General features: G+C 72.0%; 12 protein-coding genes. All 12 read left to right on the top strand.

The features are described from left to right. The first annotated feature begins 88 nt into the window (after window positions 1-88). The 12 genes from ACZZ97_RS08315 to ACZZ97_RS08260 all read left to right on the top strand — a co-directional run bounded on the left by ACZZ97_RS08315 (window position 89) and on the right by ACZZ97_RS08260 (window position 13620). Window positions 89-757, top strand: a complete 669-nt coding sequence (locus tag ACZZ97_RS08315; RefSeq protein ID WP_314100778.1) for an amino acid ABC transporter permease — start codon at window positions 89-91, stop codon at window positions 755-757. Further along, window positions 754-1713, top strand: a complete 960-nt coding sequence (locus tag ACZZ97_RS08310; protein ID WP_463472852.1) for an amino acid ABC transporter permease — start codon at window positions 754-756, stop codon at window positions 1711-1713. The genes ACZZ97_RS08315 and ACZZ97_RS08310 overlap by 4 nt, the downstream gene beginning before the upstream one ends. 91 nt (window positions 1714-1804) lie before the next feature. Further along, window positions 1805-2845: a phenylalanine--tRNA ligase subunit alpha gene (gene pheS, locus ACZZ97_RS08305; protein ID WP_463472851.1), complete on the top strand. Its 1041-nt coding sequence runs from the start codon at window positions 1805-1807 to the stop codon at window positions 2843-2845. Then, window positions 2845-5349, top strand: a complete 2505-nt coding sequence (gene pheT, locus ACZZ97_RS08300; protein ID WP_463472850.1) for a phenylalanine--tRNA ligase subunit beta — start codon at window positions 2845-2847, stop codon at window positions 5347-5349. Before pheS ends, pheT begins: the two co-directional genes overlap by 1 nt. A 57-nt stretch (window positions 5350-5406) precedes the next feature. Next, window positions 5407-6456: an N-acetyl-gamma-glutamyl-phosphate reductase gene (gene argC / locus ACZZ97_RS08295; protein WP_314100734.1), complete on the top strand. Its 1050-nt coding sequence runs from the start codon at window positions 5407-5409 to the stop codon at window positions 6454-6456. Continuing rightward, window positions 6453-7610, top strand: a complete 1158-nt coding sequence (argJ, locus tag ACZZ97_RS08290; protein WP_463472849.1) for a bifunctional glutamate N-acetyltransferase/amino-acid acetyltransferase ArgJ — start codon at window positions 6453-6455, stop codon at window positions 7608-7610. The genes argC and argJ overlap by 4 nt, the downstream gene beginning before the upstream one ends. Further along, window positions 7610-8608, top strand: coding sequence for an acetylglutamate kinase (gene argB, locus ACZZ97_RS08285; protein ID WP_463472848.1), 999 nt, complete (start codon window positions 7610-7612; stop codon window positions 8606-8608). Before argJ ends, argB begins: the two co-directional genes overlap by 1 nt. After that, a complete protein-coding gene (locus ACZZ97_RS08280; protein ID WP_314100731.1) occupies window positions 8605-9822 on the top strand; it encodes an acetylornithine transaminase in 1218 nt (405 codons plus the stop codon). Before argB ends, ACZZ97_RS08280 begins: the two co-directional genes overlap by 4 nt. Continuing rightward, window positions 9819-10739, top strand: coding sequence for an ornithine carbamoyltransferase (gene argF / locus ACZZ97_RS08275; RefSeq protein ID WP_463472847.1), 921 nt, complete (start codon window positions 9819-9821; stop codon window positions 10737-10739). The genes ACZZ97_RS08280 and argF overlap by 4 nt, the downstream gene beginning before the upstream one ends. A 108-nt stretch (window positions 10740-10847) precedes the next feature. After that, window positions 10848-12047, top strand: coding sequence for an argininosuccinate synthase (locus tag ACZZ97_RS08270; RefSeq protein WP_133738692.1), 1200 nt, complete (start codon window positions 10848-10850; stop codon window positions 12045-12047). After that, entirely contained in the window at window positions 12047-13498 is a 1452-nt protein-coding gene (argH, locus tag ACZZ97_RS08265) for an argininosuccinate lyase (RefSeq protein ID WP_463472846.1), read from the top strand. Before ACZZ97_RS08270 ends, argH begins: the two co-directional genes overlap by 1 nt. Further along, a complete protein-coding gene (locus ACZZ97_RS08260; RefSeq protein WP_255416206.1) occupies window positions 13495-13620 on the top strand; it encodes a hypothetical protein in 126 nt (41 codons plus the stop codon). Before argH ends, ACZZ97_RS08260 begins: the two co-directional genes overlap by 4 nt. The last annotated feature ends 2 nt before the right edge of the window (window positions 13621-13622 follow it).

Raw genomic sequence — 13622 nt, 5'->3', positions numbered from 1 at the left:
CGCGGCCTGCGCACGGTGTCCGTCGCCTCCCCGCCGGCCCCGCTCGGCGGGCCCGCCGCCCCGACCTGAGGACCAATCCGTGAACCCCCTGGACGTCATCCCCGGCCTCGACGCCGTGACCGACAACTGGCCCCGATTCTGGGGCGGCTTCGTCACGACGCTGCAGCTGATGCTGTTGTCGGGCGTCGGCGCCCTCGTGATCGGCTTCGTGGTCGCGGCGATGCGCATCTCGCCCGTCGCCTCCTTCCGCGCCTTCGCGACCGTCTACACGGAGGCGCTCCGCAACACGCCGCTCACCTTGGTCCTCTTCTTCTGCGCCTTCGTGCTGCCCTACCTCGGGGTCGACTTCGGCAGCTACTTCCCGCTCGCGGTGATCGGCCTGACGGCCTACACATCGCCGTTCGTCGCCGAGGCCATTCGGTCGGGCATCAACGGCGTGCCGGTCGGCCAGGCCGAGGCCGCACGCAGCATCGGCCTCGGGTTCGGCCAGACCCTCGGGCACGTGATCCTGCCGCAGGCGGTCCGCATGGTCGTGCCGCCGCTCATCAACGTCTTCATCGCCCTCACGAAGAACACCTCCGTGGCGGGAGCCTTCTTCGTGGCGGAGCTGTTCGCCGCCGGTCGCTACATCGCCAACGACCGGGGCGACGCGGTCATCACGACGCTGCTCGCCGTGGCCGTCTTCTACCTCGTCGTCACCGTCACGCTCGGCCGGGTCGCCGCCGTCGTCGAGCAGAGAGTCGCAGCCCTCCGATGAGCACCAACGTCCTCTACGACGCCCCAGGGCCCGTCGCGCGCCGCAGGTCGCGGATCATCTCGGTGGTCGGCGTCGTCCTCGTCCTCGCCCTGCTGGGCTACGTCGCCTACCTGCTCGGCCGTCCGCGCGTCAGCGCGAACGGCGCCGTCACGCCGGGCGTCCTCGACGGCTCCCGGTGGGACATCCTCGGCGACCTCGCCCTCTGGCGTGCCATCGGTCGAGGTTGGGTCGCGACCCTCCAGGCCGCGGCCATCGCGTCCGTCCTCGCCGTGGTCATCGGTGTCCTCTTCTCGTTCCTCCGCACCGCGAGGTCGAGGTGGGTGCGTGTGCCGACGACGGTCGTCCTCGAGTTCTTCCGCGGCATGCCCGTCCTGCTGATGATGCTGTTCATCCTGCTCGTCTTCTCGACCGGGGCCTTCTGGGCCGTCGTGGCGGCCCTCGCCGTGTACAACGGCGCCCTCATCGGCGAGGCCCTCCGCGCCGGGATCGCGTCGCTCCCGAAGGGCCAGCGCGAGGCCGGCCTGGCGATCGGGCTGACGCCGACGAGCACGCGCTTCCTGATCGAGTTCCCGCAGGCGTTCCGACAGATGCTGCCGATCATCCTGGCGCAGCTCGTCGTCCTCCTGAAGGACACCTCGCTCGGCTACATCGTCGGCTACGTCGAGCTGACCCGCGAGGGCCTGAACCGTCTCGGCACCTACTACGGCAGCCGCTACACGTTCACGCTCTTCGCCGTGGTGCTCGTCGTGTACCTCGCGACCAACCTCGTGCTCTCCTACGTCGTGCGTGTCGTCGACCGACGCACGGGCCGTCGCGGAGTCGTGCGCACCAAGGGCGGGCTCGGCGGCACCGGCCTCCTGGCCCGCGCCGGGCGACCGAACGTCCCCGCGACGACCGGCGAGGCCGGGGGAGCGGGCGTCGGAGCCGGTGCCGGCGGGGCCGCCGGCGACCACTGAGCCCTCCCCAGGTCCGTGATCCGCGCCTCCTCGTCCCCAGGGCACGAGGAGGCGCGGGTCGTCTCCCCAACGATCGCTAAGCTTGGTTCTCGTGTCAGACTCCGTCCCCATCTCCGAAGAGGCCGTCTCGGCCGCGGTCGACGCGGCCCTCGCCGCCGTCGCGACCGCCGCCTCCGTCGCCGAGCTCAAGGCGGCCCGTGCCCAGCACGCCGGCGAGGCGTCGGTCCTGGCACGCATGAACGCCGGTCTGCGCGACCTGCCGAACGACCAGAAGGCCGCGGCAGGCAAGCTCGTCGGCGGCGCCCGCGGCCGTGTCGGCCAGGCGGTGGCCGCCCGTGAGGGCCAGCTCGCCGAGCTCGAAGAATCACAGCGCCTCGTCGACGAGGCCGTCGACGTCACGGCCTTGCCCACGCGGCGCCGGGTCGGTGCGCGGCACCCGCTCGCCCTCCTGCAGGAAGAGATGCTCGACCTGTTCGTGGGCATGGGCTGGGAGGTCAGCGAAGGTCCCGAGCTCGAGCACGAGTGGTTCAACTTCGACGCACTGAACTTCGACGCCGACCACCCGGCGCGCGCCATGCAAGACACGTTCTTCGTCGATCCGGTCGACGCGCACCTCGTGCTGCGCACCCACACGTCCCCGGTGCAGATCCGCACGCTCCTCGCGAAAGAGCTGCCCGTCTACAACGTCGCGACCGGTCGCGTCTTCCGCACCGACGAGCTCGACGCGACGCACACCCCCGTCTTCACGCAGATCGAGGGCATCGCCATCGACCGTGGCCTCACGATGGCGCACCTGCGCGGCACGCTCGAGCACCTCGCGCGCTCGATGTTCGGGCAGGGCGCACAGATCCGGCTCCGGCCCAACTACTTCCCCTTCACCGAGCCGAGTGCCGAGATGGACGTCTGGCAGCCGAACGCCAAGGGCGGGGCGCGCTGGGTCGAGTGGGGCGGCTGCGGCATGGTCAACCCGAACGTCCTCCGGGCGGCGGGCATCGATCCCGAGGTGCACCAGGGCTTCGCCTTCGGCATGGGCATCGAGCGGACCCTCCAGTTCCGCAACGACCTCAACGACATGCGCGACATGGTCGAGGGCGACGTCAGGTTCAGCGAGCAGTTCGGGATGGTGGTCTGATGCGGGTTCCGCTGAGTTGGCTCGGCGAGCACGTCGACCTCCCGGTCGACGTCTCCCTCGAGCACGTGCACGCCGCGCTGGTGTCGGTCGGCTTCGAAGAAGAAGACGTCCACGTCGGCGACGTGACGGGGCCCCTCGTCGTGGGCCAGGTGCTCGAGCTGCAGCCCGAGCCCCAGAAGAACGGCAAGACCATCAACTGGTGCCAGGTCGCCGTCGGTCCCGACGACGTCCGTGGCATCGTCTGCGGTGCCCACAACTTCGTCGTCGGCGACAAGGTCGTCGTGTCGCTGCCGGGCGCCGTGCTGCCCGGCCCGTTCCCGATCGCCGCGCGCAAGACCTACGGCCACGTGTCCGACGGCATGATCGCGTCGACCCGTGAGCTCGGCCTCGGCGACGAGCACGACGGCATCCTCCTGCTCAGCTCGCTCGGCCTCGACCCCGAGGTCGGCACGGACGCGATCGCGCTCCTCGGCCTCGACGAGGCCGCCGTCGAGATCAACGTCACGCCCGACCGCGGCTACGCGCTCAGCATGCGCGGCGTGGCTCGCGAGTACTCCCACGCGACGGGAGCCTCCTTCACCGACCCGGCCGGGACGGTCGAGCCCGCAGCGGCGGACGGCTTCGCCGTGAGCGTCGTCGACGACGCCCCGGTGCGCGGCCGCCAGGCCGTGGCTACCTTCGTCACCCGGGTCGTCCGCGGCATCGACTCCTCGCGGCCCACGCCGACCTGGATGTCGTCGCGGCTGCGCCTCGCCGGCGTCCGCTCGATCTCGCTGCCGGTCGACGTCACGAACTACGTGATGCTCGAACTCGGCCAGCCGATCCACGGCTACGACCTCGCCGCCGTCCAGGGCGGGCTGACTGTCCGCCGCGCCGCGGCGGGCGAGAAGCTCGAGACCCTCGACGGCACCGTGCGTGCCCTCCACGTCGAGGACCTGGTCATCGCGGACGAGCAGGGTGCCGTGGGCCTGGCCGGCGTCATGGGCGGTTCGCGCACCGAGATGGGCGCGGGCACCACAGACGTCCTCGTCGAGGCCGCCACCTTCGACCCCGTCTCGGTCGCACGGACCGCTCGTCGGCACAAGCTGCCGAGCGAGGCGTCCCGTCGCTTCGAGCGCGGCGTCGACCCTGCCGTGTCCGCCCCCGCGGCACAGCGGGTCGTCGACCTGCTCGTCGAGCTCGCGGGCGGCACGGCCGACCCGCTCGGCTCCTCCCTCGACCAGTCCGTCGCGCCCGGCTCGATCGAGCTGCCGCGCGACCGCGCCGCCCGCCTCATGGGCGTCGACTACACGACCGACGAGGTGGTGGGCGCCCTGCGCGCCGTCGGCTCCGTCGTCGTCGAGTCGGGCGAGGGCTGGCAGGTGACCCCGCCGACCTGGCGGAGCGACCTCCGCACGTCGGCCGACCTCGTCGAAGAAGTGGCCCGCATCACCGGGTACGACCGCATCCCGTCGGTGCTGCCCGTGGCGCCTCCCGGGCGTGGCCTGTCCCGTGAGCAGAAGCTCCGCCGCCGGGTCGCGGCGTCGCTGGCCGCCGCAGGATCGGTCGAGGTCCAGGCCTACCCCTTCGTCCGTCCCGACCAGAACGCCGCCTTCGTCTCGATCGACGGCTCGGACACCCGTTCCACGGTCCCTGCCGTCACGCTCGCGAATCCGCTCGACTCCGCGGCCCCCCAGCTGCGTCGCTCGCTGCTGCCCGGCCTGCTCGACGTCGTCCGCCGGAACACCTCCCGCGGTCTCGTCGACGTCTCGATCTTCGAGAGCGGCACGGTCTTCCTGCCCGTCGAGGGCACGACCTACGGCACCGCCGAGGTGCCCGCCGGTGCCGAGCGCCCCGGTGACGAGCTCCTCGCCTCGCTGGCCGCGAGCCTCCCTGCGCAGCCCCGGCACCTCGCCGTGGCCGTCGTGGGCGACGCCGTCGATCGTCAGCCGGGGCAGCCTGCCGTCGCCGCAGGCCTGGCTGACGTGCTCGACGACCTCAGGGTCGCCGTCCGCGCCGCCGGGGCCGAGGTCGAGTTCCGCACGGGTCAGCACCGTTCCCTGCACCCCGGCCGCACGGCCGAGGTGCTGGTCGCGGGAGAGCTCGTCGGCGTGGCCGGCGAGCTGCTGCCCACGGTGTCGGCCGAGCTCGACCTGCCGCGCGTCGTCGCGGTCGGCGAGATCGACCTCGACCGCGTCCTGGCCCTGTCCGACGTCCCCGTCCAGCCGACGGCGATCTCGTCCTACCCGGCCGCGACGCAGGATCTGTCGCTCGTCGTCGGCGTCGACGTCGCCGCGGGCGACCTGCTCGAGACCGTCCGCGAGGGCGCAGGCGACCTGCTCGAGTCCGTGCGGCTCGTCGACGACTACCGGGGCACCGGACTGCCGGAGGCGAGCAAGTCGTTGACCTTCGCGCTGCGGTTCCGTGCCGACGACCGCACGCTGACGGCCGCCGAGGCGACCGAGGCCAAGCAGGGGGCCGTCCGCCTCGCCGGCGAGCGATCAGGGGCGACGCTCCGCGAGTGACCTCGCGAGGCGCCGCCGCCCTCGATCCTCGACCGACTCGACCATCAGGATGGACACATGCCTCACTCCGTAGCAGTAGCGGGCGCCAGCGGGTACGCCGGCGGTGAGCTCCTCCGGCTCCTCGCCGCGCACCCCGACTTCGAGGTCACGACCGTCACGGCGTTCCAGAACGCCGGGCAGCCCCTCGTCGCCCTGCAGCCCCACCTGCGCTCCCTCGCGCACCTCACGCTCGTCGAGACGACCGCCGAGACCCTCGCCGGGCACGACGTCGTCTTCCTCGCCCTCCCGCACGGCAAGTCGGGTGCGATCGCGGCGCAGCTGCCCGACGACGTCCTCGTCGTCGACTGTGGTGCCGACCACCGTCTCACCGACGAAGCCGCCTGGGCCCAGTTCTACGGCACCGAGTACCACGGCGCGTGGGCGTACGGGCTGCCCGAGCTCCTGCTCGGTGCGTCCGGCGGGCGTCAGCGCGACGCCCTGCGCGGCGCACGCCGCATCGCGGTGCCCGGCTGCAACGTGACGGCGGTGACCCTCGGCCTCGCCCCGGGCGTCCGTGCCGGGCTGGTGGAGGCGACCGACATCGTGTCGGTCCTGGCGGTCGGCCCGTCGGGAGCCGGCAAGGCGCTGGCACCGCACCTCCTCGCCAGCGAGCTGATGGGGTCCGCCTCGGCCTACGGGGTCGGCGGCACGCACCGCCACGTGCCCGAGATCCAGCAGAACCTCCGGCTCGCCGGCGCACGAGACGTGCGGATCTCGTTCACCCCCGTGCTGGTCCCGATGTCGCGGGGCATCCTCGCGACCACGTCGGCGACGCTCGCCCCCGGTGTCGGCGCCCACGACGTGCGCACCGCCTGGGAGCAGGCCTACGCCGACGAGCCCTTCGTCCACGTCCTGCCCGAGGGCGTGTTCCCCCGGACGGCCGACACGGTCGGGGCGAACACGGCCCTCATCGGCCTCGCCGTCGACGAGGCCGCCGAGCGCGTCGTCGTCGTCAGCGCCATCGACAACCTCGTCAAGGGCACGGCCGGCGCGGCCGTCCAGTCCGCCAACATCGCCCTCGGCCTCTCCGAGACCGCGGGCCTCAGCACGGACGGAGTGGCACCGTGAGCGTCACCGCAGCACAGGGCTTCACCGCCGCCGGCGTCGTCGCCGGCCTCAAGAGCACCGGCGCGCGCGACGTCGCCCTGGTCGTCAACACCGGTCGCAGCAAGGCCGCCGCGGCCGTCTTCACGAGCAACCGCGCCAAGGCGCACCCCGTCCTGTGGTCCCAGCAGGTGCTGGGCGACGGCGTCGCGGAGGCGGTCGTCCTGAACTCGGGAGGCGCCAACTGCTTCACCGGCCCGTTCGGCTTCCAGACCACCCACGCCACGGCCGAGGCCGTCGCCGAGTCGCTCGGCGTCTCGGCGGGCGACGTCGTCGTGTGCTCCACCGGCCTGATCGGCGTCGGCGACCAGGTCTTCCGCGACAAGGTGCTCTCCGGGTCCCGCGCTGCGGCGACCCAGCTGAGCGCCGAGGGCGGCGAGGACGCCGCCCTCGCGATCATGACGACCGACAGCGTGCCGAAGCAGGCCGTCGTCGCCGGTGACGGCTGGGTGGTCGGCGGCATGGCCAAGGGCGCGGGCATGCTCGCGCCGGGCCTGGCGACCATGCTCGTCGTCCTGACGACCGACGCCGACCTCCCGGCCGAGACGCTCGACGCCGCGCTGCGCGCTGCCACGAGGGTCACCTTCGACCGCCTCGACTCCGACGGCTGCATGTCGACCAACGACACGGTCGTGCTCCTCTCGAGCGCCGAGTCCGGTGTCGCCCCGTCGGCCGACGACTTCACGACGGCGGTCACGGAGCTCTGCGCCGACCTGGCTCGCCAGCTGCAGGCGGACGCCGAGGGCGCCTCCCACGAAATCCGCATCGAGGTGGTCGGTGCCGTCGACGAGGACGACGCGGTCGAGGTGGGCCGCTCCGTCGCCCGGAACAGCCTCTTCAAGGCCGCCGTGTTCGGCAACGACCCCAACTGGGGCCGCGTGCTCGCCGCCATCGGCACCACGTCGGCCGCCTTCGACCCCTACGACGTCGACGTGTCGATGAACGGCGTCCGGGTCTGCCACGCGGGGGCGCCCGACGTCCCGAGCGAGACCGTCGACCTCACCCCGCGGGCCGTCCACGTGCTGGTCGACCTGCGCGCCGGCGACGCCGAGGCGACGATCCTCACGAACGACCTCACGCACGACTACGTGCACGAGAACAGCGCGTACTCCAGCTGATGGGCGCACACGAGGTGACCCACAGCGCCGAGCAAGAACTGGCAGCCGTCAAGGCCGCGACCCTGATCGAGTCGCTGCCCTGGCTCAAGCGCTTCTCCGGCAAGGTCGTGGTCGTGAAGTTCGGCGGCAACGCGATGGTCGACGAGGCCCTCGGCCGTGCCTTCGCCGAGGACATGGTCTACCTGCGGCTGGCCGGCCTGTACCCGGTGGTCGTCCACGGAGGCGGTCCGCAGATCTCCGCGGCCCTCGCGACCGCGGGCATCCCGAGCGACTTCCGCGGCGGGTACCGCTACACGAGCACCGAGGCCATCGCCGTGGTCCGCGACGTCCTCGCCGGGGACGTCGCGCATCAGATCGTCGGGCTCGTCAACGAGCACGGCGACCTCGCCCGCAGCGTGTCCGGCGAGGGCTCGACGCTGTTCCGCGGTCGTCGCCGCGGCACCGTCGTCGACGGCGAGGCCGTCGACCTCGGGCACGTGGGTGACGTCGTCGACGTCGACCCGTCGTCGGTGCTCGCCGAGATCGAGGCAGGACGCATCCCGGTCGTGTCGTCGCTCGCCGTCGACGAGGGCGACGAGGGGTCGCTGCTGAACGTGAACGCCGACGCCGCGGCCGCCGCGCTCGCCGTGGCGCTCCGGGCGACCAAGCTCGTCGTGCTCACCGACGTCTCGGGCCTCTACTCCGACTGGCCGAACCGCGACTCGCTGGTCGCCGCCATCACCGTGTCGGCGCTCACCGACATGCTCCCGACGCTCGAGTCGGGCATGATCCCCAAGATGACGGCCTGCCTCGACGCGGTCGTCGGCGGCGTCGGGGGAGCGACCATCATCGACGGCCGCATCCCGCACTCCATCCTCCTCGAGGTCTTCACCCAGCGCGGGTCGGGCACCGAGGTCGTCCCCGACGACAGGGCCGCCGCCTACGGCGCACCCGTCGTCGACTCGTTCCCGATCACCCCGTTCGGCGACGTCAGCACCCCGCAGGAAGGACAGTCGTGACCACCACCCAGACCCCAGCCGGACACGACGAGCGCCGCGACTGGCAGAGCCGGTTCGGCGACGCGTTCATGCGCTCGCTGGCCACCCCGAAGGTGATGCTCGAGCGCGGCGAGGGCTGCGCCGTGTGGGACGTCGACGGCAAGCGCTACCTCGACTTCCTCGCCGGCATCGCCGTCAACGCCCTCGGCCACGCGCACCCCGTGCTCGTCGAGGCGATCGCCCGGCAGGCCGGCGCGCTCGTCCACGTCTCCAACTACTTCGCGACCGAGCCGCAGCTGGCCCTGGCCGAGCGACTCCTCCGCATCAGCGGCGCGGGCGACCAGGGTCGCGTCTACTTCGCGAACAGCGGGGCCGAGGCCAACGAGGCCGCGTTCAAGCTCGCGCGGCTCAACCGCGGCGACGGACGCCGCACGCGGATCCTCGCCCTGCAGAACTCGTTCCACGGCCGCACCATGGGCGCACTCGCCCTCACCGGCAAGCCCGCCCTCCGCGGGCCCTTCGAGCCGATGGTGGCGGGCGTCGAGCACATCGACACGACGCTCGAGGCGCTCGAGGCCGCGATGGGTGACGACGTCGCGGCTCTCTTCGTCGAGCCGATCAAGGGCGAGGCCGGCGTGCTCGACCTCCCCGTCGGGTTCCTCGAGCGGGCCCGTGAGCTGACCCGCGAGCACGGAGCGCTCCTCGTCCTGGACGAGATCCAGACGGGCATCGGCCGCACCGGCTCCTGGTTCGCCTTCCAGCAGTTCGACGTCGTGCCCGACGCCATCACGGTCGCCAAGGGGATCGCCGGGGGAGTCCCCATCGGCGCGCTCGTCACCTTCGGCGCCGCCTCCGACCTGTTCGAGGCCGGACAGCACGGCAGCACGTTCGGTGGCAACCCGCTGGCCACGGCTGCCGCGGACGCGGTCCTCGGCGAGATCGAGCGTGCCGGCCTCGTCGAGGCCGCCGTCGTCCGGGGCGCCCAGATCCGGGCTGCCGTCGAGGCGATGGACTCGCCGCTCGTCGCCGGCGCCCGCGGGCAGGGCCTGCTGATCGGCATCGGCCTGACCCAGCCGATCGCCGCCGAGATCTCGGCCCGGTGCCTCGAAGCAGGCCTGATCGTGAACGCCCCCAACGACTCCAGCGTTCGCCTCGCCCCGCCGCTCATCGTGGGCGACGCCGAGATCGCCGAGTTCTCCACCCTCTTCTCCCGCGTCCTGAAAGGTCTCGAATGACCCGCCACTTCCTCCGCGACGACGATCTCAGCCCCGCTGAGCAGCTCGAGGTCCTCGATCTCGCAGACGCCCTCAAGCGAGACCGCTGGTCGCAGCGCCCCCTCGAGGGCCCGCAGACGGTCGCCGTGATCTTCGACAAGTCGTCGACCCGCACCAGGGTCTCGTTCGCGGTCGGCATCGCCGACCTCGGCGGCAGCCCGCTCGTCATCGCGACCGCGAACAGCCAGCTGGGCGGCAAGGAGACGCCGTCCGACACCGCACGCGTCCTCGAGCGCATGGTCGCGGCCATCGTCTGGCGCACCTACGCGCAGTCCGGCCTGGAAGAGATGGCGGCCGGCACGACCGTCCCGGTCGTCAACGCCCTCAGCGACGACTTCCACCCCTGCCAGCTGCTGGCCGACCTGCAGACCATCCGGGAGGCGAAGGGCACGCTCGCCGGCCTCTCCGTCGCCTTCGTCGGCGACGGCCGGAGCAACATGGGCCAGTCGTACCTGCTGGCCGGCGCCACCGCCGGCATGCACGTGCGCATCGGCTCGCCGGCGGGCTTCCAGCCGGAGCAGCATGTCGTCGACGACGCGGCCGCGATCGCCGCGACGACCGGCGGATCCGTCCAGGTCGTCGACGACGCCGCGGCTGCGGTCGCGGGAGTCGACGTCGTCGTCACCGACACCTGGGTATCCATGGGCAAGGAGGACGAGAAGGACGAGCGTGTCGCCGTCTTCGGCGGCTTCAAGGTCGACCAGGCGCTCATGGCACGGGCCGCCGACGACGCGATCTTCCTGCACTGCCTCCCCGCCGACCGCGGGTACGAGGTCGACGCCGACGTCATCGACGGCCCGACCAGCGTCATCTGGGACGAGGCGGAGAACCGCGTCCACGCCCAGAAGGCGCTCCTCACCTGGCTGCTCTCGCACTGAGGCAGCAGCACCGAGCCAGCAGCACCGAGCTCGGAGCACCGGCCGCCCGGCCACGAGGCCGGGCGGCCTCCGGATAAGATCACCCACACACCACACTCAAGGAGAACCATGGCGGAACGCGTCGTCCTCGCATACTCCGGAGGTCTCGACACCTCCGTCGGCATCGGCTGGCTCGCTGACGCGACCGGCAAGGAGGTGGTCGCCCTCGCCGTCGACGTCGGACAGGGCGGCGAGGACATGGACGACATCCGTCAGCGTGCCCTCGACTGCGGTGCCGTCGAGTCGGTCGTCGTCGACGCCAAGGAGGAGTTCGGGCGCGACTACCTGATGCCCGCCCTCAAGGCGAACGCGATGTACCAGAAGACCTACCCGCTGGTCTCGGCCCTCAGCCGCCCGCTGATCGCGCGCCACCTCGCCCGTGTCGCGAAGGAGCTCGGCGCCGACAGCGTCGCGCACGGCTGCACCGGCAAGGGCAACGACCAGGTCCGCTTCGAGGCGGCCGTGGCCGCGCTCGCGCCCGACCTGACCAGCATCGCGCCCGTCCGCGACCTCGCCCTCACCCGCGACAAGGCGATCATCTACGCCGAGCAGCACTCGCTGCCGATCCGTCAGAGCGCGGCGAACCCGTACTCGATCGACAAGAACGTCTGGGGCCGCGCGGTCGAGACGGGCTTCCTCGAGGACCCGTGGAACCCGCCGATCGAAGATCTGTACGAGTACACGCAAGACCCGTCCGTCATCAAGGACGCCGACGAGGTCGTCATCACCTTCCAGGCCGGCGTGCCCACCGCGATCGACGGCGTCTCGTACACGCCGCTCGGCATCGTGCAGAAGATGAACGAGCTCGCGGGCGCGCACGGCGTCGGCCGCATCGACGTCGTCGAAGACCGTCTCGTCGGCATCAAGAGCCGCGAAGTCTACGAGGCTCCGGGCGCCGTCGCGCTGATCCAGGCGCACGAGGCGCTCGAGGCGCTCACGATCGAGCGCGACCTCGGCCGCTACAAGCGCGGCGTCGAGGCCGAGTGGTCGAACCTGGTCTACGACGGCCTGTGGTTCTCGGGCCTGAAGCGCTCGCTCGACGTCTTCATCGACGACACGCAGAAGTACGTCTCCGGCGAGATCCGCCTGAAGCTGCAGGGCGGCCGCGCGGTCGTCACCGGCCAGCGGAGCGACCAGAGCCTGTACGACTTCGACCTCGCGACCTACGACACGGGCGACACGTTCGACCAGTCGCTGTCCAAGGGCTTCATCGAGATCTGGTCGCTGCCGAGCAAGATCTCGGCGCGTCGCGACCTGGCGCAGCAGTAGTGGTCGACGCGACCCCGGGCCAGAACCAGCGGGCGGGGGAGGCGGGCGCCCTGTGGGGAGGCCGCTTCGCCTCCGGCCCCGCTCCCGAGCTCGCCGCCCTGAGCAAGTCGACGCAGTTCGACTGGCAGCTCGCGCCGTACGACATCGCGGGGTCACGGGCGCACGCCCGTGCCCTCGCGGCGGCGGGATACCTCGACGGCGCTGAGCTCGACGGCATGGTGGCCGCCCTCGACCAGCTCGAGGCCGACGTCGCCGACGGCTCGTTCGTGGCGGCGGAGTCCGACGAGGACGTGCACTCGGCACTCGAGCGGGGCCTGATCGGCATCGCCGGCGCCGAGCTCGGCGGCAAGCTCCGCGCGGGCCGCAGCCGCAACGACCAGATCGCCACGCTCGTGCGTCTCTACCTGCGTGACCACGGTGCGGCGATCGGCCGTCTGGTGGTCGGGCTCGTCGACGCGATCGCTTCTCGGGCCTCGGCGCACCCCGACGCCGTGATGCCCGGGCGCACGCACCTGCAGCACGCTCAGCCCGTCCTGCTCGCGCACCACCTCCTCGCTCACGCCTGGCCGCTGGTCCGCGACCTCGAGCGTCTGCGCGACTGGTCGCGTCGTGCGTCGGCGTCGCCCTACGGCGCCGGTGCCCTCGCCGGCAGCTCGCTCGGCCTCGACCCGATGCTGGTCGCGACCGAGCTCGGTTTCGACCGCACCACCGAGAACAGCATCGACGCGACGGCCAGCCGTGACGTCGTGGCCGAGTTCGCGTTCGTGGCGGCCTCGATCGGCATCGACCTCTCGCGCCTCGCCGAAGAGGTGATCCTCTGGTCGACGCGGGAGTTCGGCTTCGTGAAGCTGCACGACTCGTTCTCGACCGGGTCGTCGATCATGCCCCAGAAGAAGAACCCGGACATCGCCGAGCTCGCCCGGGGCAAGTCGGGGCGACTGATCGGCAACCTCACCGGCCTGCTGGCGACGCTGAAAGGCCTCCCGCTCGCGTACAACCGCGACCTGCAGGAGGACAAGGAGCCGATCTTCGACTCAGTGACCCAGCTCGAGGTGCTGCTGCCCGCCTTCACGGGCATGATCGCCACGCTCGAGTTCGACGAGGCGCGGATGGCCGAGCTGGCGCCGCAGGGCTTCTCGCTCGCGACGGACGTGGCCGAGTGGCTCGTCCGCCAGGGAGTGACGTTCCGTGACGCCCACGAGATCAGCGGCGAGCTGGTGCGGTTCTGCGAGCAGCACGGGCTGGAGCTCGACGAGCCGACCGACGCGCAGTACGCCGAGGTGTCGTCCCACCTCACCCCCGAGATCCGTGCGGTCCTGACCGTGCGCGGCTCGATCGGCAGCAGGCAGGGCGTCGGCGGGACGGCTCCCGAGCGCGTCGCCGAGCAGCTGGCCGAGCTGACCCAGCGCGTCGCCCGCCTGGTCCGCGACCTCGATCCGGTCTCGGCGTGACCGAGCCGCGTCGACCGCGTACCCCGCGTGCCTGGCTGCTGCCCGCGGTCGTCGCGGTGTGCGTCGTCGTCCTCGTCGCGGTCGTCGTGATCGCGACCGCCTCGGGCCAGCGGTTCTTCTGAAC

Source organism: Frigoribacterium sp. AC512 (genome assembly GCF_979258295.1).
The sequence above is the reverse complement of the archived record's forward strand: the minus strand, read 5'-3'. Positions and strand labels throughout refer to the sequence as shown.